The sequence below is a fragment of the Nocardia sputi genome, assembly GCF_023501985.1.
On record NZ_JAMFLC010000014.1, the window covers coordinates 55,657 to 79,369 of the forward strand.

Annotated in this window: 19 protein-coding genes, 1 tRNA gene and 1 pseudogene; 8 read left to right on the top strand and 13 right to left on the bottom strand. The window is 68.3% G+C overall.

All coding sequences use genetic code 11. From position 1 onward, the window contains the following. Window positions 1-81 precede the first annotated feature (81 nt). The 3 genes from M8859_RS18605 to M8859_RS18615 all read right to left on the bottom strand — a co-directional run bounded on the left by M8859_RS18605 (window position 82) and on the right by M8859_RS18615 (window position 2,709). Window positions 82-1,062 (bottom strand): ribose-phosphate diphosphokinase, encoded by a 981-nt coding sequence (locus tag M8859_RS18605; RefSeq protein ID WP_249644606.1) that lies wholly within the window; start codon window positions 1,060-1,062, stop codon window positions 82-84. After that, window positions 1,059-2,549, bottom strand: a complete 1,491-nt coding sequence (gene glmU / locus M8859_RS18610) for a bifunctional UDP-N-acetylglucosamine diphosphorylase/glucosamine-1-phosphate N-acetyltransferase GlmU (protein WP_159929188.1) — start codon at window positions 2,547-2,549, stop codon at window positions 1,059-1,061. Before glmU ends, M8859_RS18605 begins: the two co-directional genes overlap by 4 nt. Before the next feature lie 89 nt (window positions 2,550-2,638). Then, a tRNA-Gln gene (locus M8859_RS18615) sits at window positions 2,639-2,709 on the bottom strand. A 436-nt stretch (window positions 2,710-3,145) separates the two neighbouring features. Here M8859_RS18615 and M8859_RS18620 point away from each other — a divergent pair. The 7 genes and pseudogenes from M8859_RS18620 to M8859_RS37665 all read left to right on the top strand — a co-directional run bounded on the left by M8859_RS18620 (window position 3,146) and on the right by M8859_RS37665 (window position 10,967). Next, window positions 3,146-3,760, top strand: a complete 615-nt coding sequence (locus M8859_RS18620; protein ID WP_159929186.1) for a TetR/AcrR family transcriptional regulator — start codon at window positions 3,146-3,148, stop codon at window positions 3,758-3,760. Window positions 3,761-3,941: 181 nt separating this feature from the next. Then, complete coding sequence (locus M8859_RS18625) at window positions 3,942-4,589, top strand: TetR family transcriptional regulator (protein WP_159929184.1); 648 nt, start codon at window positions 3,942-3,944, stop codon at window positions 4,587-4,589. A 141-nt stretch (window positions 4,590-4,730) separates the two neighbouring features. Further along, window positions 4,731-5,024, top strand: a complete 294-nt coding sequence (locus M8859_RS18630) for a DUF1330 domain-containing protein (protein WP_195070948.1) — start codon at window positions 4,731-4,733, stop codon at window positions 5,022-5,024. A gap of 223 nt (window positions 5,025-5,247) precedes the next feature. Then, window positions 5,248-8,859 carry a transcription-repair coupling factor gene (mfd, locus tag M8859_RS18635; RefSeq protein WP_249644607.1) on the top strand — a complete coding sequence of 1,204 codons (3,612 nt, stop codon included), beginning with the start codon at window positions 5,248-5,250 and terminating at the stop codon, window positions 8,857-8,859. Between the two features lie 149 nt (window positions 8,860-9,008). After that, a complete protein-coding gene (locus tag M8859_RS18640) occupies window positions 9,009-9,650 on the top strand; it encodes a nucleoside triphosphate pyrophosphohydrolase (protein ID WP_223521801.1) in 642 nt (213 codons plus the stop codon). A gap of 635 nt (window positions 9,651-10,285) precedes the next feature. Further along, window positions 10,286-10,846: pseudogene (locus M8859_RS18645) on the top strand (DUF5753 domain-containing protein); the annotation flags it as partial. 22 nt (window positions 10,847-10,868) lie between these two features. Beyond that, a complete protein-coding gene (locus M8859_RS37665) occupies window positions 10,869-10,967 on the top strand; it encodes a DUF397 domain-containing protein (protein ID WP_201295356.1) in 99 nt (32 codons plus the stop codon). A gap of 382 nt (window positions 10,968-11,349) precedes the next feature. Here the strand turns inward: M8859_RS37665 and M8859_RS18650 are convergent, their stop codons facing one another. The 3 genes from M8859_RS18650 to M8859_RS18660 form a co-directional block, all read right to left on the bottom strand. Beyond that, window positions 11,350-11,925, bottom strand: a complete 576-nt coding sequence (locus M8859_RS18650; RefSeq protein ID WP_159929175.1) for a TerD family protein — start codon at window positions 11,923-11,925, stop codon at window positions 11,350-11,352. A 64-nt stretch (window positions 11,926-11,989) separates the two neighbouring features. After that, on the bottom strand, window positions 11,990-12,475 hold the full coding sequence (locus tag M8859_RS18655; protein ID WP_159929304.1) for a hypothetical protein: 486 nt from the start codon (window positions 12,473-12,475) through the stop codon (window positions 11,990-11,992). A 140-nt stretch (window positions 12,476-12,615) separates the two neighbouring features. Next, window positions 12,616-13,071, bottom strand: a complete 456-nt coding sequence (locus M8859_RS18660) for a flavodoxin domain-containing protein (RefSeq protein WP_195070951.1) — start codon at window positions 13,069-13,071, stop codon at window positions 12,616-12,618. 507 nt (window positions 13,072-13,578) lie between these two features. Here M8859_RS18660 and M8859_RS18665 point away from each other — a divergent pair. After that, window positions 13,579-15,042, top strand: a complete 1,464-nt coding sequence (locus M8859_RS18665; protein WP_159929171.1) for a stealth family protein — start codon at window positions 13,579-13,581, stop codon at window positions 15,040-15,042. Here M8859_RS18665 and M8859_RS18670 read toward each other — a convergent pair. The 7 genes from M8859_RS18670 to M8859_RS18700 all read right to left on the bottom strand — a co-directional run bounded on the left by M8859_RS18670 (window position 14,990) and on the right by M8859_RS18700 (window position 23,433). Then, entirely contained in the window at window positions 14,990-15,943 is a 954-nt protein-coding gene (locus M8859_RS18670) for a phosphodiesterase (RefSeq protein WP_159929170.1), read from the bottom strand. The genes M8859_RS18665 and M8859_RS18670 overlap by 53 nt on opposite strands. A 163-nt stretch (window positions 15,944-16,106) precedes the next feature. Then, the gene (locus tag M8859_RS18675; protein ID WP_159929169.1) at window positions 16,107-17,195 is read right to left on the bottom strand and encodes a glycerol dehydrogenase; all 1,089 of its coding nucleotides are present in this window, start codon (window positions 17,193-17,195) and stop codon (window positions 16,107-16,109) included. Window positions 17,196-17,354: 159 nt separating this feature from the next. Then, the gene (locus tag M8859_RS18680; RefSeq protein WP_159929167.1) at window positions 17,355-18,758 is read right to left on the bottom strand and encodes an MATE family efflux transporter; all 1,404 of its coding nucleotides are present in this window, start codon (window positions 18,756-18,758) and stop codon (window positions 17,355-17,357) included. Between the two features lie 70 nt (window positions 18,759-18,828). Continuing rightward, complete coding sequence (locus tag M8859_RS18685) at window positions 18,829-19,860, bottom strand: PLP-dependent cysteine synthase family protein (protein ID WP_249644608.1); 1,032 nt, start codon at window positions 19,858-19,860, stop codon at window positions 18,829-18,831. 34 nt (window positions 19,861-19,894) lie between these two features. Beyond that, on the bottom strand, window positions 19,895-21,277 hold the full coding sequence (locus M8859_RS18690; RefSeq protein ID WP_308221210.1) for an alanine racemase: 1,383 nt from the start codon (window positions 21,275-21,277) through the stop codon (window positions 19,895-19,897). 16 nt (window positions 21,278-21,293) lie between these two features. Continuing rightward, window positions 21,294-22,304 (bottom strand): ornithine cyclodeaminase family protein, encoded by a 1,011-nt coding sequence (locus M8859_RS18695; RefSeq protein WP_201295355.1) that lies wholly within the window; start codon window positions 22,302-22,304, stop codon window positions 21,294-21,296. Then, window positions 22,276-23,433, bottom strand: a complete 1,158-nt coding sequence (locus tag M8859_RS18700) for a TauD/TfdA family dioxygenase (RefSeq protein WP_249644609.1) — start codon at window positions 23,431-23,433, stop codon at window positions 22,276-22,278. The genes M8859_RS18695 and M8859_RS18700 overlap by 29 nt, the downstream gene beginning before the upstream one ends. Between the last annotated feature and the right edge of the window lie 280 nt (window positions 23,434-23,713).

Below are 23,713 nucleotides of genomic sequence, written 5' to 3' on the forward strand. Positions count from 1 at the left end.
CACCGATCGGCGCGGCTAACGCGCATACGACAACGGCGGCCCGGACCGAAGTCCGAGCCGCCGTTCTCGCGATGTGTTCGTTTATGCGTTGCCGTTGAAAAGGCCGGTGACCGAGCCGTTCTCGAAGACCTCGCGGATGGTTCGGGCCAGCAGCGGCGCGATGGACAGCACCGTCAGCTGCGGGAACTTCTTCTCCTCCGTCAGCGGCAGGGTGTTGGTCACCACGACCTCCTTGGCGCCGCAGCTCGCCAGGCGCTCGGCGGCGGGCGAGCTCAGCACGCCGTGGGTCGCGGCGATGACCACGTCACCGGCGCCGGCCTCCTTGAGCACCTTGACCGCGCCCGCGATGGTGCCGCCGGTGTCGATCATGTCGTCGATCAGGATGCAGGTGCGGCCCTCGACCTCACCGACCACGCGGTTGGACTTCACCTGGTTGGGCACCAGCGGGTCGCGGGTCTTGTGGATGAAGGCCAGCGGCGAGCCGCCCAGCGAGTCGGCCCACTTCTCCGCGACGCGCACGCGGCCGGAGTCGGGGGACACGACGGTGATGTGCTCGAGGCTGTAGTTGGTGCGGATGTACTCCGCCAGCTGCAACTGGGCGTGCATGTGGTCGACCGGGCCGTCGAAGAAGCCCTGGATCTGGTCGGTGTGCAGGTCGACGGTGATGATCCGGTCCGCACCCGCGGTCTTCAGCAGATCCGCCACCAGGCGGGCCGAGATGGGCTCGCGGCCGCGGTGCTTCTTGTCCTGGCGGGCGTACGGGTAGAACGGCAGCACCGCGGTGATCCGCTTGGCCGAGCCGCGCTTGAGCGCGTCGATCATGATGAGCTGTTCCATCAGCCACTGGTTCAGCGGTGCGGGGAAGCTCTGCAGAACGAAGGCGTCGGAACCGCGGACCGACTCCTCGAACCGGACGAAGATCTCGCCGTTGGCGAAGTCCCGTGCGATCTGCGGGGTGACGTGGACGTCGAGTTCCTTGGCGACCTGCTCGGCCAGCTCAGGATGAGCGCGTCCCGAGAAGAGCATCAGGTTCTTCTGGTTATCGATCCATGACGCGGTCACTGCTGATTGCCATCCTTTTGCTCTATTGCCTGACCCGACATCTCCTTGGCCGCGATGGCTTCCGCCGCCGCGCGGGCCGCGTCCGTCCCTGGACGGTGTCGCTGCACCCAGCCGTCGATGTTCTTCTGCGGTCCACCGGACACCGCGAGAGCCCCTGGCGGAACGTTTCTGCGCAGTACAGTACCCGCCGCCGTATAGGCTCCGTCACCCACCGTCACCGGCGCGACGAACATCGTGTCGCTGCCGGTGCGCACGTGCGAGCCGACGACGGTGTGGTGCTTGCTCACGCCGTCGTAGTTGACGAAGACGCTGGACGCACCGATGTTGCTGTGCTCGCCGATGGTGGCGTCGCCCACGTAGGTCAGATGCGGGACCTTCGAATGCGCCCCGATCGAGGCGTTCTTGGTCTCCACGAAAGCGCCCAGTTTGCCCTCGTCGCCCACGACAGTGCCGGGACGCAGGTAGCTGAACGGACCGATGGTCGCCTTCGGACCGATGGTCGCGCCTTCGCCGTGGGTGCGGATCACCCGGGCGCCGTCGCCGACGACGACGTCGGTGAGCGTGCTGTCCGGGCCGACCTCGGCGTCCTCGCCGATGACCGTATTGCCGAGCAGTTGGACACCGGGCCGCAGCACCGCGTCCCTTCCGATGCGCACGCTGGCGTCCACCCACGTGGAGGCGGGATCCATGATCGTGACACCCGCGCGCATGTGGCGTTCGAGGATGTAGCGGTTGAGCGTTCGCGCCGCCGAGGCCAGCTGCACCCGGTCGTTGACGCCGGTGACCTTGGCCGCGTCGACCAGCCGCGCGCCGTGCACCGGGTGACCCGCCTCGCGGGCCAGGCGCAGCACGTCGGTCAGATACAGCTCGTGCTGGGCGTTGGCGGTGGACAGACGGCTGATCATGGTGCGCAGCACCGCGGCGTCGAACGCGTACACACCGGAGTTCACCTCGGTGATCGCGGTCTGTTCCGGGGTGGCGTCGGCGTGCTCGACGATCTCGGCCAGCTGGCCGTCCGCGTCGCGGACGATGCGGCCGTAGCCGTTCGGGTCCTCCGGCACGAAGGTCAGTACGGTGACCGCGGGGCGTTCGGCGTAGCTGCGGTGCTCGTCGAGCAGCGCGGCCAGCGTGTGACCGTCCAACAGCGGGACGTCGGCGGAGGTGACCAGTACGTCGCCGGTGAAGCCGACCGGCAGGGCGGCCAGCGCGCACTGCACCGCGTGCCCGGTGCCGAGCTGCTGCTCCTGGATCGCGGGGGCGATCTCCCGGCCCAGGTCGTCGGCCACCGCGGTCACCGCCGCGCCGACTTGTTCGCGGTCGTGCCCCACCACGGTGATGAGGTACGCGGGGTCGATCTCGTTCGCCGCATGCAGCGCGTGCGCGAGCATGCTCCGACCGGCCAGCGAATGCAGCACCTTGGGGGTCTTCGACCGCATCCGCGTCCCGGCACCGGCTGCGAGAACGACGACGGCGGTCTGCTGTGGCATGGATCTCCCTCGGCTGCCTGTCATCGTGGGGGTCGTCGTCGTACTTGGTCAGCGATGTGCGGGCCAACGATAGTCATCGTGCTCTCGAGCTCCGCCGCCAGGACTCGAACCTGAACTCTCTGAACCAAAATCAGATGTGCTGCCATTACACCACGGCGGATTGCCACACCGGCGGTTGGCGAACCCCCGCCGCTGTGCCACGGCACGGGATGAATCCTCGCATACTCGCCCGCCTCCCCGCGAATTCTTGGTGTGTTCGGTCGTGAGCCGCTTGCGCGCGTCTTCCGGCCGTACCATTCGAAGTTCTCTCGTTTCACTCCGCGGCGTCATGGCGGGTCGGAGCGGAGGGTCGACGGGGTGTATCACCGAGCTGTCTGGAACAGTGGTATCCGAACGGCGGCGTCGTGCGTCGGAGCCCTGATGCGACGCCGGCGTCTACGCACATGGGTAACTCGCCGGGCACGCCCACGACTCGGCCGGGCATGCGACCGCGGCCCGGAGGCGAACCGTCGACGCACGCACGGCCGGCGAGAACGCGGAGAGGCGGAGAATTGTCAGTGTCTTCGGGTGAGTCGCATCGAGTGCCCCGGCCGCGTATGACCGGCACCCAGCGGCGTCAGCAGCTGATCGAGATCGGGCGCGCGCTGTTCGCCGAACGCGGCTACGACGCGACCTCGATCGAGGAGATCGCGCAACGCGCCCAAGTCTCCAAACCGGTGGTGTACGAACACTTCGGCGGCAAGGAGGGATTGTACGCGGTCGTGGTCGACCGCGAGATGTCGATGCTGCTGGACATGATCACCTCCTCGCTCACCCGCAACCGATCGCGGATCCGGCTGGAACAGGTCGCACTGGCCCTGCTGACCTACATCGAGGAACGAACCGACGGATTCCGAATCCTGGTGCGTGATCAGCCCGCCGCCGCCGCGGAGGGCAGGTACTCCAGTTTGCTCAACGAGGCGACCAACCAGGTGGCGCACATCCTGGCCGGAGATTTCGCGCGCCGCGGGTTCGACACCAGCCTGTCCACCCTCTACGCGCAGGCGCTCGTCGGCCAGGTCGCCACCGCCGCGACCTGGTGGCTCGACGAACGTCAACCGTCGAAAGAGGTTGTCGCGGCGCACTTGGTGAACCTGTGCTGGAACGGGCTGAGCCATCTCGAGGCCCATCCGCGACTGAGTTCGGAATGGCGCGCGGGCGCCGGTGAGTGACGCGGATTGTTAACTAGAAAATTGCGCGGCAGCTCTGGCCGAATGCTCGAATTGGCTGCTGGGCGCGCCTCTGGTGGTACGGTTCACCCATCCTTTGGGTGCTGTTCGGGCGGTAAGTCGGTCAACTTCGGGATGTCGGTCTACTTCAGGATGGCTGGTTTTAGGATGACAGGCGGATCTGATGGCTAGGCAAGCGCGCGCGGAGATCACCCGCGATTCCGTCCTGGCAGGCGCTGCCGATGTCTTTCTGCGCTTGGGATATGCGAATGCGAGCCTGAGCGAGATCATCGCGCAGTCCAATGTCACCAAGGGCGCCTTGTACTTTCACTTCGGCTCGAAGGAAGAGCTGGCGCGCGCCGTGGTCGACCAGGGCAACGAGAGACTGACCAGTTCGTGTCAGGGGTTCTTCGATCCTCGGGTGCCCGCGCTGGAGGCGTGCATCGGCATCACCTACGTCGTCGCCGATCTATCGATGAACGATCCGATGGTCGGCGCCATGCTGAAGCTGACCCATCAGATCGGCGACTACCGTGGCGCGCAAGGCGACAACATCGCCAAGAACTGGGGCGACACCTACCGGCTGCTGGCCGAGCGGGCCATCGCCCAGGGCGACCTGATCGCCGACCTGGACGCGGAGGTCATCGGCCTGTTGTGGCAGGAGATGGCCGCGGGAGTGCACATCATCGCCGTCGGCACGGAATCCATCGATGAGATGGCGGTCCGGATGGAGCGCGCCTGGTATTTCCTGCTCCCGGCCCTCGTGCCGCCCGAAAAGCTTTCGTACTTCAGGGAATTCGCGGCAAGGCGGTTGCGGCGCTACGTGCCGTGAGCGGTGTCCGGCCGCCACTTCGTCGCGGCGTGGCTATGTGGTCGCTGCGGCACGGCCGTAGTACCGGTCGCGTGCGGACGTCGTGATCACGCGACGCTAGTGTGGCTCGCGTCGGACCCGCTCGTCTTGCTGGAGTCGTGTATGCCCGCTTATGTCATTGTCGAGGCCGAGGTTTCGGACGAAGAAGTCGGATTGCAGTACTCGCGGTTGGCGCAGTCATCGATCCGGCAGTACGGCGGCCGTTATCTCGTCGCGAGCGTGCCCGAAGCGGTGGAAGGCGCCTGGCCCGCCGGTCGGCGCGCGGTGATCCTGGAGTTCCCCGATCTGGACCGGATCCGGGAGTGGTACGACTCACCGGAGTATCTGAAGGCGCGCGAGGTGCGCAAGTCGGGGGTCGAGGTGCGGATGGTCTTCGCGGACGGACTCGCCGGGTAGGCCTCTGCGCGGTGGCTCGAGGTCGGTGCTCCTCGCCGGCGAGGCGGAGCACGTCCCGACAGACCGCCGCGTTCGCGACCGGACCGGCCCGATGCCTTCCCTCGGCCGCGGACCAGAGGCGCCTGCGAACGCGCAGCGGCGCGGGCGCCGCAAAAACGAGATGCTCGCTTCACTAGACTCGGTTGGCCGCTCGAAACGTGTCGCCTGCGCTCAGGAGTTCTTGATGTCCACCCACCGCCCGCCGTTGGCGGGACTGGCCGCCGCGGCCGGTGCCGATTCCTCGCTTCGGACCGTCGCGGAGCTGATCGGCACCACGTCGGTCGAGTTGGTCGCGCCGTCGGCGGTGCGGCCGTTCGTCGCGGCGCGGGTGGCGGCCGAGCGTCCGCTGGTGGTGGTCACGGCGACCGGGCGTGAGGCCGACGATCTGACCGTGGAGCTGGAGGAGATGCTCGGCCCCACGGTCGCGCAGTTCCCGTCCTGGGAGACGCTGCCACACGAGCGGCTCTCGCCGGGCGCGGACACGGTGGGGCGCAGGCTGGAGGTGCTGCGCCGGATCGCGCATCCCGACGACTCGCATTTCCCCGCGCCGCTGCGAGTGGTGGTGACCACCGTGCGGTCGCTGATGCAGCCGATGTCGGGCGGGCTCGGCGACATCGAGCCGGTCGTGCTGCGGGTCGGCGCCGAGCTGGACTTCGACGAATTGCTGACGCGGCTGGTGGAATTCGCTTACACCCGCGTCGACATGGTGGGCAAGCGCGGCGAGTTCGCGGTGCGCGGCGGCATCCTGGACCTCTTCCCGCCCACCGCCGCCCACCCGGTGCGCGTGGAGTTCTGGGGCGACGAGGTCACCGAGCTGCGGCCGTTCGCCGTCGCCGACCAGCGCTCGCTGCCGGACGTCACGGTGGACGTGGTGGTCGCGCCGCCGTGCCGGGAGCTGCTGCTCACCCCCGAGGTGCGCGAGCGGGCCGCCGAGGTCGCCGCCGCCAACGCGGCCGACGCGGCGCTGGTGGAGATGCTGGAGAAACTGGCGCAGGGCATCCCGGTAGACGGCATGGAAGCGCTGCTGCCCGTGCTGCAACCCGGCCGATTGCGCCTGCTCACCGAGGTGCTGCCGGAGGGCACGCACGTGCTGCTGTGCGACCCGGAGAAGATTCGCACCCGCGCGGCGGACCTGGTGCGCACCGGTGAGGAATTCCTGGAGGCCTCCTGGACCGCCGCCTCCTTCGGTGGCGCCGCGCCGCTCGGCGGGCACGGACTCGACCTGGCCGCCTCGGCCTACCGGCCGCTGCCGGAGATCCACGCCAGCGCCGACCGGCAGGGCCTGCCCTGGTGGACGCTGAGCCCGCTCGCCTCCGGCGATGCGTCCGAGGTCGCACTGCGGGTGCTGCCCGGTCCGGCCGCGCGCGGCTCGGACGAATTGGTGGCGACCTTGTTCGCCTCGCTGCGCGCCCACGTCACTACCGGCGGCAGGGCCGTCGTGGTAGTCGCGGGGCACGGCACGGCCCAGCGCATTCTGGAACGGCTGGCCGATGCCGACGTGCCCGCCGTGGCGCTGGAGCAGGGTAGCGAGCCGAACGACGGCGTGGTCGGCGTGCTGTGCGGCTCGCTGCACGACGGCCTCGTGTTCGAGGACGCCGGTCTGGTGATCGTCGCCGAGTCCGACCTCACCGGCAACCGGGTCACCGCGCCGACCGAGGGCAAGCGGATGCCGGCCAAGCGCCGCAACCAGGTCGACCCGCTCGCGTTGAGCGCGGGCGACATGGTGGTGCACGATCAGCACGGCATCGGCAAATTCGTCGAGATGATCGAGCGCACCGTCGGCGGCGCCCGCCGGGAATACCTGGTGATCGAGTACGCACCGGGCAAGCGCGGCCAGCCCGGCGACCGGTTGTTCGTGCCGATGGAATCGCTCGACCAGCTCTCCCGCTACGTCGGCGGTGAGATGCCCAGCCTCTCCAAGCTCGGCGGCTCGGACTGGGCCAACACGAAACGCAAGGCGCGCAAGGCCGTTCGCGAGATCGCGGGCGAACTCGTGCAGCTGTACGCCGCCCGTCAGGCGGCGCCCGGCCACGCTTTCGGGCCGGATACGCCGTGGCAGCAGGAGATGGAGGACGCGTTCGCGTTCACCGAGACCGTGGACCAGATGACCGCCATCGCCGAAGTGAAGGCGGACATGGAGAAGCCGGTCCCGATGGACCGCGTGGTCTGCGGCGACGTGGGCTACGGCAAGACCGAGATCGCGGTGCGCGCGGCGTTCAAGGCGGTGCAGGACGGCAAGCAGGTCGTCGTGCTGGTGCCGACCACGCTGCTCGCGCAACAGCATCTGCAGACCTTCGCCGAGCGTGTCGCGGGCTTCCCGATCACCGTGAAGGGTCTGTCCCGCTTCACCGACCCGGCCGAGGCCCGCGCCGTGCTGGAGGGGATGACCGACGGCAGCGTCGACATCGTGGTCGGCACGCACCGGCTGCTGCAGACCGGCGTCCGCTGGAAGGACCTCGGCCTCGTCGTGGTCGACGAGGAGCAGCGCTTCGGCGTCGAGCACAAGGAGCACATCAAGGCGCTGCGCACGCACGTCGACGTGCTCACCATGTCGGCGACCCCCATCCCGCGCACCCTGGAGATGAGCCTGGCCGGGATCCGCGAGATGTCGACCATCCTCACCCCGCCGGAGGAACGCCACCCGGTGCTCACCTATGTGGGCGCCTACAACGACAAGCAGGTCACCGCCGCGATCCGGCGCGAGCTGCTGCGCGACGGCCAGGTGTTCTACGTGCACAACCGCGTGTCATCGATCGACAAGGCCGCCAAGCGGATTCGCGATCTGGTCCCGGAGGCACGGGTGGCGGTCGCGCACGGTCAGATGAACGAGGACGCGCTCGAGTCCACCGTGCAGGGCTTCTGGCAGCGCGAATACGACGTGCTGGTGTGCACGACGATCATCGAGACCGGTCTGGACATCTCCAACGCGAATACGCTGATCGTGGAACGCGCCGACGCACTGGGGCTTTCGCAGCTGCATCAGTTGCGCGGCCGGGTCGGGCGCAGCCGGGAACGCGGCTACGCCTACTTCCTGTACCCGCCGGAGAAGCCGCTCACCGAGACGGCCTACGACCGGTTGGCCACCATCTCGCAGAACTCCGACCTGGGCGCGGGCATGGCGGTCGCGATGAAGGATCTGGAGATCCGCGGCGCGGGCAACGTGCTGGGCGCCGAACAGTCCGGTCACGTCGCCGGCGTCGGCTTCGATCTCTACGTCCGGTTGGTCGGCGAGGCGGTCGAGGCCTACCGCGCCGCCGCCGACGGCAAGCCGATCACCACCGAGGAGGTCAAGGAGGTGCGCATCGACCTGCCCGTCGACGCGCACATCCCGCCCGACTACATCGCCAGCGACCGGCTGCGCCTGGAGGCGTATCGCAAACTGGCCGCCGCGCAGGACGATCCGGCGCTGGCGCTGGTCGTGGACGAGCTCGTCGACCGCTACGGTCCGCTCCCGGTTGAGGTCGGGCGCTTGGTCTCGGTGGCAAAGTTGCGGCTGCTGGCCCGTGAGTACGCCATCACCGAAATAGCGGTCACCGGAACAACTTTGAAGATCTCGCCGCTGCATCTGCCCGATTCCAAGCAGATGCGCCTCAAGCGGCTCTACCCGAGCGCGGGGTACCGCGCCGCCTCCGGTGTGGTGCAGCTTCCGCTGCCGCGCGTGGAGGACAGCGTCGGCGCCGAGCGCGTGCGGGACGTCGTGCTGCTGCAGTTCGTCGCAGACTTGCTGCTGGCGTTGGACGGCAAGGCCCAAGGCGCGGTCGACCTCACCGTCGCCGCCGAGCTGGCGCCGCGATGAGCTCGGCCGATCGCGACGAGTCCGTCTTGCGGGCCGCCCGGCATCGTGCCGCCGGAGGCGCGCCGTCCGGGAGCGCGCCGAACGGCGACTCGCTGCCGCGCACGGACACGGCGGTGGTCGCGGCGGGGCTGACCGGCGCCGTCGAGGTGATGGACCGCCTGTGGCACTTCGGCGGGTGGGAGGTCACCCAGACCCACGACTCGTTGCGCCCCTATCTGCTCGAGGAGACCTACGAGCTGCTCGACGCCATCCAACACAGCGATACCGAGATGATCAAGGAAGAACTCGGCGACCTGCTGCTGCAGGTGCTCTTCCATTCCCGGATCGCCGAGGCCGCGGGGGAATTCACTGTCGACGACGTCGCCGCCGCGCTGGTCGCCAAGCTGGTCAACCGCAGCCCGCACCTGGTCGACGCCCCGATCGATCCGTCCGCGTCGGTAGCCGAGAAGATCGCCGCCCAGGAACGCGCCTGGGAGGAACGCAAATCCGCCGAGAAGTCCCGCCGCTCCTGCCTGGACGGCATCGCCATGGCCCAGCCAGCCTTGGCGCTCGCCGAGAAGATCATCTCCCGCAGCACCAGAGCCGGCCTCCCGCCCGATCTCGTTCCCGAAGCGCTCCGGGTGGTGCGCCTCGGCGGTCCGGAAAGCGCCGAAGAACATCTCCGCAAAGCGACGCTGACGTTCGCCGCCGCTATCCGTGCGGCGGAGGACGCGGCGGAAAAGGAACGCGGCGAACGCCTCCCGCTCACCGCCGAGGATTGGCGCGCCTTCTGGCCGGAGGAGACCGAGTAGAGATCACCCGGCCGGCGAACCGTAGTGCAATCCGCGCGGCCGTCCGCATCAGGGACACTGAGACAATGCCGTATCCCGAGCTGAACGCACGACCGCGATGGCAATCGACCGGGAACGGCAGGTTTCCCGTCGCCGCCCACGTCGACGGCCACTGGTGGGTCTTGCGGATAAATGGTTTTCCCGACCACCCACTGTGGACACTGTTCATCGACGGCGCACCGCGTTTCGACCTCGACGACACCCCGGCCACTTGGGGCCGGCCGAGCCCTCGATCTTCACCGCCGCTCGAACCCGGTACAGCCGAACAAATCTTGGCGCCTATCCGGGACTTCACGGCGTACGGCAGTGAAGTAGGAAAACCCTGCGACGACATGGTTTGCTGCGGATGACTAACGTGCGCATGACATGCAAGCACACGCGATGTCTGTGATCAGCCAGTCCCGAGGAACGGAGGCGAGAGCGGCGGTGTCCTGCGTGAGCTGGACATCCGGGAGCTGTCCCGTATCTACGGTTTCGATGACGACAAGACGACTGCGATGGCCGGCTTGGCTCGGCAGACGGATGCGAAGTGCTGGTGGCACACATTCGACGATGTCATCCGGAGAAGCTACAACATGTAGGTCGGGCTCGAGTTCGCCGCGACGTTATTGACGATGTTCCGCCCGAATCTGGTTCCGGGAATCCTCCAGACTCCTGACTACGCCAAGGCCCTCGATCGCATCTTCTTCCCCGACGATACGGCTCAGGAACTAGACCGGCGAGTGCAGCTGCGAATCAAGCGACAGGCCGTCATCACCCGACGTACACGGCCGGTGACGCTGAAAGTGGTGTTACAGGAGTCCGCCCTGAGGACTCTGGTGGGAAGCCGAAAGACGATGGCGGCGCAGCACCGGTATATCGCGGACATGAGTACTCGCGACAATGTGGAGGTGCGCATACTTCCATTCGAAGCGGGATTTCCCGTGGGTCTGTATGTCGGGCCGTACGTGATTCTGGACTTCGGCTTCGACTCGAAAGGGGAGAAGGTCGCGCCGTCGGTTGTCTTCGTCGAAGGTTACACGGGCGACATGTACCTTGAACGAGCGCAGGATGAGCGGATCTACCGAAAAGCGTTCGTAGCCACCGAGCGCGCAGCGTTGGACCCGGTGCAAAGCAGGCACCTGCTCCTGCAGGTAGCGAGGGAGTTCGCGGTATGAAGATCGATCTATCCACGGCTGAGTGGTTCAAGAGTATGCACAGCGCCGGTGTTCAGAATGCGTCGAAGTCGCGTTCCTTGATGGCGGTGTCGGTGTCCGCGACTCGAAGAGAGGGTTCTAATGGCCGCCCGGTAGGCGGCGTCGGCCGACGGAGACGTCTGTAGCGAGGTCTTCGTAGCCGATGGCTTGGAGACGCAAGCTCCTTGCCCCCTGGAGCGGTGCGCGCGCGGTGCGAGACCAGGACGTGTTCGCTGCCGGTGTTATCTAGGCTCCCATCCGCGAAGTGATTCGAGAGTACTGACAGCGCTGAAGGTGCGGAGTGCGTCGAGGTTGCGTTCCTCGATAGCGGCGTCGCCGGCGTTCGATCGGTCGTAATCCACCACATGCACAGGCGGTAGCGGTCGGGCTCAGGTCGGCCGGTGCTGAACCGACGCCGCTCGGGTCTTCCGGAATTCGATGGTGTGCATCGCATTCCGGATGACCCGCGGCGTTGGGGAATTCGATCAGACGTTTACGCCGTAATCCCGGGCGATGCCCCCCAGGCCGGAGGCGTAGCCCTGGCCGATGGCGCGGAACTTCCATTCGTTGTTATGGCGGTACAGCTCGCCGAAGATCATGGCCGTTTCAGTCGACGCGTCCTCGGTGAGGTCGTAGCGAGCCAGTTCGACGCCGGTGCCCGCGTCGACGACGCGGATGAAGGCGTTGCGGATCTGGCCGAACGACTGGCCGCGAGCGTCGGCGTCGTGGATGGACACCGGGAAGAAGATGTTGGTGATCTCCGGCGGAGCCGCCGTGAGGTCGACGTTGATCACCTCGTCGTCGCCTTCACCCATGCCGGTGAGATTGTCGCCGGTGTGTTCGATGGATCCGTCGGGCGAACGCAGGTTGTTGTAGAAGATGAAGTGCTGATCGGAGAGCACTTTCAGATTCGGTCCGCAGGCGAGCGCACTGGCGTCGAGGTCGTAGTCGGCGCCGGTGGTGGTGCGCACGTCCCAGCCGAGTCCCACCGACACCTTGGTGAGGTTCGCCGCCTGCTTCGACAGCGAGACGTTGCCGCCTTTGGCAAGAGTGACGCTCATGATCCCCTTCCGCGCGGCACGGCTGGTGCCGCCACTTCCGTTGCCCGCAGCTGCCGGGCTGATTTCAGTTCTGGTGGTCGGCCCAGGATCGCAGGGTGTCGACCCGGCTCTCGAGCGCGCGCAGTTCGCTCTCGTCGTCGAGCACCGTGCGCTGGATGCCTTGCACGACAGCGAAGGCCGACTGGCGGTGGTCATCGATCACGTCGACGTCGATGCGGACGGCGACGTAGTCGTCGGCGTCGGGCATCCGCTCGGCGACCACGTGCGCGGTGCCACGGGCGCACATCGCCACGTTGCCGCCGCCGAGGATCAGCAGCGCCACCTCGGGATTCTCACGCAGCCGCGCCAGCGAACCGCGATCGTATTTCAGGCTCAGCAGAATTTGCCGGTCACCGGCCCGCACCGGCCAGGACACCGGGATGGCGTGCGGCGCGGGATCCGTCGTCACCAGCACGCCGATCGTCTCCAGGGGCCATTCCGGGAGCACGTCCAGCTCGGGATGATCTGTCGAGTTGTGCTGACGTTGGGCGGGGCTCGCTCCGGCTGCCATCTTCGTCACCTCATGGATCGTCGAGCGCGGCGGGCTGTGCCGCGCTTGATAGCAGTCTAAGGTGCTGTGCCACATGTGCGCTGGCGCTGTGCGCATTGTCCGGACCGCTCAGGCGACCAACAGTCCGCGCATGCCGCCGATCAGGCCGAGACGAGCGTGGAAATGTCGAGCGTGGCGGCCCATTCCCGAGCCATGTCCTCGACGCGGACCTCCGTCGACGCGTCGTGGCGCGCGTGCTCGCCGACCTGGGTGGCGCCGCAGGCGAGCAGTTTCTCGGCGATGAGCTCGCCGCCACGGTTGAACGTGTCGCCGTAGACGCTGTCACCGAGCCCGAAGACGGCGAACCGCAGGCCGCCCAGATACGGCGCGTGACGCTCCAGTGCGTCGTAGAAGGGTTCGGCGCCGGTCGGCAGGTCACCGTCGCCGTAGGTCGAGCACACCACGACGTGGAAGTCGCGCACGTCCAGATCCTCGATGTCGAAGTCCGTCATGTCGGACACCGAGACCTCGTGCGCCGCGCGCAACTCCTCGGCGATGCTGTCGGCCGCGGACTCCGCGGTGCCCATCTCGGTTCCGAAGAGGATGACGACACGCACCGACACAACCCTTTCTCGAGTGAATATGGTGAGCCTATCCTAACCACATAGCCCGGGGTGTGCTACCGGCTCGGCGGAGGAGGGGAGTCGGTGGCAGCGGAAGGGCACAGGCAGTTCAGCTGCAGCGATTGACGGAATCTCTGATGCGTTGCATCATTCGTAGAGGTGCCCGGTGTTTTCTGGGCACGATTGCCGCCGGCCGATGACTGTCCGGCTCTGCGGCTGCCGCCCGTGCTCTTCGATCGTCACCGCACGAGTGCAGCGCTTCCATCCATGACGCTTCGCGCGTCCGGCCGTGAGTGAGGTGAAAACGAAATGGTCTACCAGTCGTCTGCATACCAGGTGATCAATTCGCACCTCCGCTTCGGCACCCTTCCCCATTTCTGAATGTCACCGCGCCGGGCGCGGTCATCACTCGCCGATGTCGAGCATCGGCGGACTCATCGCTCGGCGCGGTGCCCCGAAACAGATCGGAAACCGGCGGATCGACGGATGTGGGAGGCAAGCATGGTGGACAGGGGAGCACTGGGTACGGGGGCGGTAGAAATGGTGACGCGGCTCATGGCGAGCAATCTCGCCGTGTCCGCCGCGATGATCGAGGATCTCGGCTACTTGCGCGCGGAGCTGGCGACGGCGGAGGTGCCGTTCCTGCTCGTGCGCGACAGCGAGCACCGGCTGGTGCTCGCGGCCGACGCGGCGCACCGCACGATGGTGCGCCGGGTGACCGCCGCGGCGATCGCGGCCGGGTTCGCCTGTAAAGAAATGCAGCACAACGTGTTCCGTCTCGGGCGCGACCATGATCCGGCGCATCACGTCGAGCTGCAGCTGTGGGAGTACCACGGCGACACGGTGACCTGTCCGCGACCGAACGCGCTGACCCGCTCGGTGTTCGACCTCGCCGACGTCCAGCACACGCAGGTGCGGCTGTTCGACCGGAACTGGCCCACCCTCGTCGACATGTTCGCGCCCCAGACCAGCGATGTCGGTTTCGATATCGACCTGGTGTTCTCCTGGGTGGACGGCACCGATCCCGAGTTCCGCGCACGCCGCGCCGGGATGCTCGCCCAAGTCGTGGTCGGCGAAGGCGACGACGCGGACGCCAGGGTCCGCCAGATCGACGAGTTGAAGTACGCCCTGCGGTCGGTGCGCAAGAACGCGCCGTGGATCCGCAGGATCTTCATCGCGACCGACTCCACGCCCCCGGACTGGCTGACCGCGCATCCGAAGGTGACCGTGGTGCGCGCGGTCGACCACTTCCGCGACGTCAGCGGCTTGCCGGTGTTCAACTCACATGCCGTGGAAAGCCAGCTGCAGCACATCGACGGGCTCAGTGAGCACTTCCTGTACTCCAACGACGACATGTTCTTCGCGCGGCCGGTGCGTCCGTCGATGTTCTTCACTCCGGGCGGGGTCAGCCGGTTCATCGAAGCGGACACCAGGATCGGGCCGGGGCGCAACAACGAGCGGCGCAGCGGTTACGAGAACGCCGCGCGGGTCAACCGTGCGCTGCTGGCCGAGCGCTTCGGCCATGTCATCACGCGGCATCTGGAGCACACGCCCGCGCCGCTGCGACGCAGCGTGCTCCTGGAGATGGAGGAGGAATTCGCGGCGGATTTCGCGCGCACCAGCGCGAGCCGGTTCCGGTCGGCCACCGACATCTCGGTCACCAATTCGCTGTACCACTACTACGCCTTGCTGACCGGGCGCGCGGTGCCGCAGGAGACGGCGAAGGTGCGCTACGTCGACACGACCAGCTACAGCGGATTGGCGCTGCTCGACGGGCTCGCACGCCATCGCGACGTCGATTTCTTCTGCCTCAACGACGGCAGTTTCCCCGAGGTCGCCGAGTTCGAGCGGGTGCGGATCGTCTCGGAGTTCCTGGCGGCGTACTACCCGGAACCGGCACCGTGGGAGCGGCTCAGTACACCGCCTCGTCATCCGCTTCGGGAGTCGACGCCTGGCGCCGCATGACGTGGGGGATGCGCGCGGCGGGCGGGATCACGATGCCGTCCTCCGCCAGCCGTTGCCGCGCTTCCTCCGGCGTGGCGGGCGCGCCGACGGTGCGGCCGCGCTCGATCGGCACCACCGAGTGCACCACGGTGTCCGGGTAGACGTGCACGTAGTTGAAGGCCTGCGCGCTGTCCTGGCCGCGCAGGCCGCCTCGAGCCACGCCGAGATCCTGGCTGTAGCAGGTGGACGACGCCACCGAGACCGGTACGCCGGCGAATGTCGCGCTGGTGGAGAAGTGCAGGTGTCCGGCGAGGATGGCGCGCACGTCGCTGCCGTCCAGCACGTCGGCCAGCCTGCGCTGATCCCGCAGTTCCACGGTGACGGCGAGGTCGACCACGCACGGTACCGGCGGGTGGTGCATGGCCAGGATGGTCCCGAAGGGCGCGGGCTCGGCCAGTACCGAGCGCAGCCACTCCAGCTGGTCGTCGGAGATCTCCCCGTGGTGGTATCCCGGCACCGAGGTGTCCAAGGCGATGACGCGCAGGCCGTCGATCATGTGCACCCGGTCCAGCGGGGAACTCGTGGGGTACTCGCCGAGCAGGCGCGCGCGGAGGGCGGCGCGGTCGTCATGGTTGCCGGTGACCCACACTAGGGGCGACTGCAAACTCCTGGCGAATGGCTCGACGATCGACTTGAGCTTGGTGTACGCGGCGGGCTCGCCCCGATCAGTGAGGTCGCCGGTGAACACGATCGCGGTCGGACGGATCCCGCTTGCCGCGGCCTGCTCGAGCAGTTGCCGTAACCGCAGGTCGGCGTCGACATCGCCGTACAGCGGGTCGTCGCCTGCGATGAGATGTGTGTCGCTGAAGTGAAACAACACGTGATCCGGACGCGGGTACTCCGCGACTCTGGTGATGGACACCGGACCGAATCCCTCCTGGCGGTTTGCCCGCCATTGGCTTGGCTCCGTCGCCACGATAGCGGCGGTTACGGACAGGTTTCCCGACGGTTGATGAAGACACGCTTGCGGGAAGGTGAGATTTCGGTGTCGAACGCTGGGGAAACGCGGGCGCCTGTGGGATTGGTCACTGACCGAGGGCGTCGGCGGCGCGCAGGGCGTCGGCCACCATCGCGGCATCCACGGTGAAGGGTTCGTTGTGGATCGTTTCACCCGGGGCGGTCGCCCGCTGCGCGATGGCCGACAGCGTCTCGTCGTCGGCGTCGGACAGCCCGAGTGCGGCGAGCGTGGTCGGCAGGCCGACCTCCGCGCAGAAATCGAGCACCGTGCCGATCTCGGACGCGGGCGCGCCCTCGAGCACGAGTTGGGTGACGGTGCCGAAGGCGACCTTCTCACCGTGCAGGAACGGGTGGGTCTGCGCGGCGGCGGTGAGACCGTTGTGCACGGCGTGCGCGGCGGCCAACCCTGAGGACTCGAAACCGAGCCCGGACAGCAGCGTGTTGGCCTCGACGACGCGCTCGAGCGCGGGCGTGACGACGCGGTTGCGGACGGCGTTCAGCGCGTGGGCGCCGTCGGCGAGCAGGGTGCGGTAGCAGAGTTCGGCCAATGCGGTGGCGCTGCGCGTGGAAGCGCCGCCGCGCATGTTGCGCACCTGCGCGGCGCCGCACGTGCGCGCCTCGAACCAGGTGGCCAGGGCGTCACCCATCCCCGCGATCAGCAAGCGGGCCGGAGCCTGGGCGACCACCGAGGTGTCCACCAGCACCAGCGCCGGATTCCGCCGGGCCAGCTGATACGCCTCGAACTCGCCCGCCTCGGTGTAGATCACCGACAGCGCGCTGCACGGCGCGTCGCTCGAGGCGGCGCTCGGGCAACTGATCATCGGCAGATCGAGGTCGTCGGCGACCGCGCGCGCCGCGTCGAGCACCTTGCCGCCGCCCGCGCCGAGGACGACAGTGCTGCCGGACTCCGCGACGGCGTGCGCGATCCGCGCGATCTCCGCCCTGCTGCATTCACCGCCGGACAACTGGACCGAATAGGCGATCTTCGCGTCCGTCAGCGAGCGCTCCCAGGTGTCGGCGAGCAGCCGGAAAGCGCTGGACCCGGCCACGATCAGCACCGGACCGCCGATCCCGAGCCGGGTCATCTCCGCGCCGAGCGCGGCGGTGGCATCCCGGCCCTGCACGTAATGTCCCGGCGAGGAGAACACGCTCAGCACCTGGCACCTCCCGATCCCGGGCCGCGAACGCGCGCTGTGACAGCCCGACCGAACGACCCTTCAACGCTACGCGAGGCGCGCCCTCGGGAAGTCGGCTTCGGCGATCGCCAGCGTCCTCCTACCCGACCAACGGTGGGGTTGGAGGACGCCGGCACCGGATCAGGTCGGTGTGGTGAGGGTTTCCGGGAGCAGCCGCGGCCGGTCGCGGTCCAGCTCGCCCAGCAATGCGAAGTAGCGGCGCAGCATGAGGATCGCGGTGGTGGCCAGACCCGCGGTGAGCCCCCACCAGACGCCCGCGGCGCCGAGGCCGGCCGGGTAGGCCAGCAGCAGGGCGACGGGCAGGCCGACGCCCCAGTAGCCGATCAACGAGAGCCGGAAGCCCGCGTTGGTCGCCTTGAGGCCGCGCAGCAGGCCGGTGCCGATGTTCTGGGCGGCGTCGAAGAATTGCAGCACGATGCCGATCAGCAGCAAGGTGTGCGCGATCCGTACGGTGTCGGCGTCCGAGGAATCCAGGAAGGGGCGCAGCACCACATCGGGGGCGACCACGTACACCGCGCCGGTCACCGCCGCGATCACCGCGGCGTGTCGCAGGGCGAGCCAGGCCAGCGCGCGGGCGTGCGCGTGCTCGTCGCGGGCGACCGCGTGGCTGACCAGGATCGAGGCACCGTGCGACAGGCCGATCGCCACCTGGAAGACGATGTAGATGATCTGGTAGACGACGTTGTGCGCGGCCAGCGCTGCTGGTCCGATGCTGCCCATGACCAGGGCGAGCACCGAGAACATGCCCGCCTCGGAGCCGTAGGTCAAGGCGATCGGCGTACCCAGCTTCAACTCGGCGCGCACCGTCGCCAGGCGCACCGGCAGCGGAGTCATCGGCAGCGTGCGGCCGAGTTCCTCGTCGCGCCAGACCATTGCCCAGAACACGCCGAAGGTGATCAGGAACACCAGCGAGGTCGCGACGCCGATGCCCGTGAGCCCGAGTTCGGGCAGCCCCGCCTTGCCGTGGATGAAGCCGAGCGCCAGCAGCAGGTTCAGCGCCACCGAGCCGAGCGTCACCAGCAACAGAGCCTGCGGACGCTGCATGCCGACGGTGTACTGGCGCAGGACCTGGAACCACAGGCACGGCAGCAGGCCCGGCGCGAGGGCCACCATCAGCGGACGGGCGTCGGCGAGCACTCCGGGGTCCTGTCCGAGCCACGGCAGCACCCAGCCGAGCCCGATCAGCGCCGCGCCGCCGAGGAGGCCGGCGACCGTGGCGATCGCGAAACTCGACCGCAGCAGGTCACGGATCTCCGGATCCGGTGACGTGCCGCGTTTGCCCGCGGAGCTCACCGCGGTGGCGATCTGGTTGCCGCTGCCGGTGATCAACCCGACGCACATGGTGCGGATCTGGTTGAACAGCACGATCGCCAGCCCGCCCGCGGCCACCTGCCGGACACCGAGCGTGCCCATCAGCGCGATGTTGGTGGTGGACACCGCGATCTGCGCCAGCTGGGTGAGCGCGATCGGCGTGGCGAGCGCGGTGAGCCGCCCGCCGTCGCCACGGAAGCTCGAAATGATCACCGGTCCTCCTTCGCAACCGACGGGAGCGTCCCGCGCGGGCGCGGCGTCGCGCCGTACGACCGATCGGAGTTCACCGCGCCTCCACCAGAGTCTGGCGCGCGGCGGGCGTGTAGCGCCGCAGCATGTCCGCGACCGAGCGTTCGGCATCGGCGTCGAGCAGGTCGCGCTCGTTCATCCACTCGTCGTCGAACACCGTGTCCAGGTACTTCTCCCCGCCGTCGCACACGATGGTGACCACGGTGGAGCCGGGCGGGAACTCCTCGAGCCGGGTGAGCGCGGCGTGCACCGAGCCGCCCGCCGACCCGCCGATCATCAGGCCAAGTTCGGCCGCCACCGCGCGGACGGTCGCGAACGCCGCCACGTCGGAGACCTTCACGCCCTCGTCGAGTAGTGAATAGTCGACGGCGGTGCCGATGGTCGCGCCCGGCGGGGTACCGGTGCCCGACTGCCAGTACGGGCCGCCCGGCCCGCCGAAGGCGATGGAACCGACCGGCTCGACGCCGATCACGTGGGGTGTGCAGCCCAGCTGGCGCAGCCGGGTCGCGGTGCCGAACAGCGAACCGCCGGTACCCACCGCCGACAGCAGGATGTCCACCCTCTCGACGTCTTCGAGCAACTCCTCGGCCACCGCGTAGTAGCCCACGGCGTTGGCGTCGTTGTTGTGCTGCTCGGTGAAGAACGCGTCGTCACGCTCGGCCGCCATCGCCTCGGCAAGGTCCTCCCGTGCCGAGGTGGCCAGGTTGTCGTCGCCCTCGTCGGCGACATACACCAGTTCCGCACCCATTGCCCGCATCGCGCGCAGTTTGTCCTTACATGCGTGATGGTCGACTACCGCGGTGAAGCGATACCCACGTTCGGCGGCAACTACCGCGAGGCCGAGCCCGGTGTTTCCGGACGTGGATTCGATGATATGTCCGCCACTGCGCAGCAAACCGCGGCGCTCGGCGTCGAGCACCATCTCGCGCGCCATCCTGATCTTGGCCGCACCGGTCGGGTTGAACTGCTCGAGCTTGAGCAGTAAGCGGGTGCCCGTCGCGGTGGCCGCGAGCTCGAACAGCGGCGTGCGGCCGATCAGATCCGTCACGCGCGTGACGAGCGGCATTGATCTCTCCTGGTTCGTATCGGGGGATGTCGAGTCAGCTACCGTCGCGGGTCCAGCGGAAACGCTCGCCGGGTGCGTCGTGCAGCACGACTTTCGGTGGGATGGGGAGTTCGTGAAAGGCGGATTCGTTCGAATCCATCTGGTAGCCGGCGGTATTCGGGTAGATCAGCAGATCGCCGATCTCGGCGGGGCGGGGTAGCGGCACCCGGCGCCAGCTGAGCATGTCGGAGTCCAGACAGGTGGCGGCGCCGACGCTGGTCGGCGTCACGGCGCCCGGCCGCGCGGGCCACAGCACCGGATCGGGCAGGTACTCGCTGTCGAACCACTGCTCCGAGAGACTGAGACTGGTGCCGTCGACGGTGAGCAGCCGGTAGGGCCGGCCGTGCGCGTGCCTGGTCTTGCTGCCCTGCACGCGGAAGACGGTGCAGCCCGCGTGCGCCAGCAGCGCGCGTCCCGGTTCGATCGCCAGGCGCAGGGCGTTGTCGCGCAGCCGTCCGGCGAGATCTTCGTGCGCGAGGATCTGCGCGAGCATGGCCGCACCGGGTACCGGAAAGTGGTACGGGTAGTACGAGTCGAAGGACTTCCCGGAGTGGAACCACTGCCTGCCCACCCGTTCGGCGAACTCCAGCGCGGCCTCGGCCGGAACGTAGTCGACGCCGAAACCTCCGCCGATCGACACGGTGGTGGCCGGATGCCCGAGTGTGCGGGCGTGCAGGCAGCGGGCGATCAGCTCGCCCGCCAGTTCCGCGCGCGCCACCGCGTCGTAGCCGGACAGGTGGAAACTGAAGCCCTCCAGCCGGATCGAGTCGCGGCTGCCGCACACCGCCAGCGCGTCGTCGATTTCGCCGGATGTCATGCCGAACCGGCTGGCCGAGGCCGCGGGCAGCACTCGGATCAGCACGCGCGCGGGCGCCGCGGAGGAGGCCAGTGCGGCGAGCCGGTCGAGCTCGGCGGGATCGTCCACGGCGATCAGCGAACCGTGCCGGGCGGCCAGCCAGAGCAAATCGTCGGCCTTGGCCGGTCCGGTCACCATGAGCTCGTCACCGCGGACGCCCTGGGCCAGCGCGGCGGTCAGTTCGCCGACGCTGGCGACGTCCACGCCCGCGCCGTGTTCCGCGCACGCCCGTGCGATGCACGCGGCCTTGTTCGCCTTCTTTCCGTAGTAGATCGCGCCGTGCACCCCGGCGTGCGTGAAAGCTGCATGGAACGCCTGGATGTTGTGTGCCACCCGCGCCGGATACATCACATGGAACGGGCCGCCCATCGCGAAAGCCAGGTCACCGAGCAGATCCGGATCGGCGAGCAGTCGGCGCTCCCACGGATCGAGATGCGCGGGCATCGGCGCCGCGCTGATCGAATCGTGCGCGGCCGCATCCGATCCCGGTTCCACGACGGTACCCGTGTGTTCTAGGCCCACCGTGCACCTCCGTGCGCTAGTCCCACAGCGGCACCTCCGTGCCCCGGCCTTCCGCGATCGCCCGCTCGGCCAGCGCGTGGGCCACCGCGATGTCGGTCAGCACCAGGCCGCTGTTGTAGACGAAGACTCGCTCGTCGTCCGAGCGCCGCGCGACCGCCCGACGACTCAGGATCTGCGGCAGTTCGGCGTCGACCGGACGCAGCGTGCCGTCGGGGCCCGCCATGTCGGTGCCGGTCAGCGCCATCTGCTCGGCGCTGGTCGCGATCACCCGGTCGGCATCGCTCAGCGTGGACGGCGCGAGTCCGTAACCGACCAGCACGGCCACCGAACCCGGTGCCAGATCCTCGGATTCGAGCGCGACCTCGGTGGCGGGACCCGCGGTGGCCAGCACGACATCGGCGGTCGCCGCCGCCGCGCGGGGATCGGTCACGGTCTCGAGCAGCGCGTGCGGATGGTGCTCGGCGAGCCCGCGGTGCACGGCCGCCAGCCCCTCGGGGTGCGTCCCGTAGACCATCAGTTTGCGCAGCTGCGGATTCGCGGCGAGCAGATGCGGAAGGGCGTTGCGGCCCTGGGTTCCGGTGCCGATCAGCAGCACGCTCTCCGCGCCGCGCCGGATGGTCTCGCGCACCAGCAGGGCCGACACCGCGGGCGTGCGCAGCGCGCCGACACGCGCGCAGTCCATCATCGCGATCGGCGCGCCGGTGCTGTCGTCGTAGAGCGTGATGGTCGTGTAGTACCGCTTCGTGCTGCGATCGTGGCCGGGGTCGAACTTGTAGGAGGTCTTCATCGCGACCACGCGCCTGCGGCCGTCGCGGCCGAGCATGGCGTAGGCGACCGACCAGCCGTCCGGGTTCGCGACGCTGAGCTTGCGCGGGTTGTCCGAATCACCGGCGGCGAACGCCAGATACGCCTCTTCCACCGCGCGCACCACCGCGGCCGGCGTGATCGGCACGTCGGCGAGGTCGCTGCGGCTCAACACCCGCAGGGGTGTGCTTCGGTCACGCGTGCTCAAAGGGTCCTCGATCATGTCGTACCGCATCCCGCTCATCAGTGCCGCTCTCGACCGGCGAAGTGAGCGCCGCTCGGAACGGGGCTACGATTTGTTGCCCGTAGCCATTCTCATCCGCTTCCCCGGTCCGCCGCCGTCGTTCCGGAAGCCGGATGTTCACTCGCTTGAGCCACCGGTCGGTGCCGTCGTACCGTGCGGTGAACGGCACCCGGCCGTGCACGGCCACGTCGTTGTCCACCAGCAACAGCTCGCCGGGCTCGAGCGCGGCGGTCACGCAGACGCGTTCGAGTTCCGCGGTGAGCTGCTCGTAGGCAGCGCGGAATTCGGGATCGGCTTCCGCGAGCGGGGTGTACGCGGGGTCGTAACGCAGCGTCTGCTGGTCGGGTCCGCCCGCGCTCCACAGCGTCGGAATCGGCGCTGCGCAATACATTTCGTGGCCGTCACCGTAGGAGACGTCCGGCAGGATCGGCAGCGTGGGCGTGCTGAGCACGGCACGCTGCTCGGTGGACAGTTCGATCCGGCGCACCGACGAGACGGTGGTGCCGACCAGGTCCGGATTGCGCAGGCAGCCGAGCATCAGCAGGTGCGCGCGCCGCGGATGGAAGGCGTCCTCGGTGTGCGGGCTCAGCAGTACTCTGCTGCTGGCGCCGGACTGTTCGTGCTCGTGACCGGCCGCGGGGACGATGTTGTTGACCAACCGCCCGTCCTGCTGTCCCTGCCAGCCGAACGGCTCGCCCGCGCTGCGCGCGAGCAGCAGCATGACCAGGTCGAGTTCGAACGAGTGTGCGCGCAGCGCCGGATCACCGCTCCAGCGCGCCGCCTCGCGCCAGCTCGGCGGCGTCGGCCCGAGTTCGTTGTCCGACAGCGGAAGACGGCCGACGATGGCGGCTCCCGCCGCTGTGGCGGGCGGCCGCACGGCGTGACGCAGCTCGGCCGGGAGCTGCGCGGCGCCGGCATCGATCCGTTCGATCAGCGCCGGGTCTGCGAGCGTGCGCGCGGCGGCGGCCGGATCGGTGAGGGCGAGGTCGAGTGTGGCGGAGATCTCTCTGGCGAGTTCGCGCACCGCCCGGCCCGCCTCAGCGGAAAACTGGCGTCGTTCGAGATCTTGTTGGTGAAGCGTCTTACGTTCGGAGAGAACGCTTTCCACCGGAGGTCCCTTCTTCGCATCGGTTCGAAAAGCAGGGTGAACGATTAGTATGCGAAGGTAGCCCTTCCCATGGAGTGAAGCAAGGCTTACCTAAGCGCGTCGGCGAAAAAATAGCCGAATCGCATAACTTGGGTTGCGACTCGGGTGGTCGTCTACGGGTGCGCCGGGGCTTGTTTCGATGAGTTTGCGGGCGGTACGCCCCAGTGCTGCCGTTTTGGTGCCGCTACCGGCGAGTCGCGCAACCCATTAGGCTAGCCTGTCCTGATCAATACACTGAGTG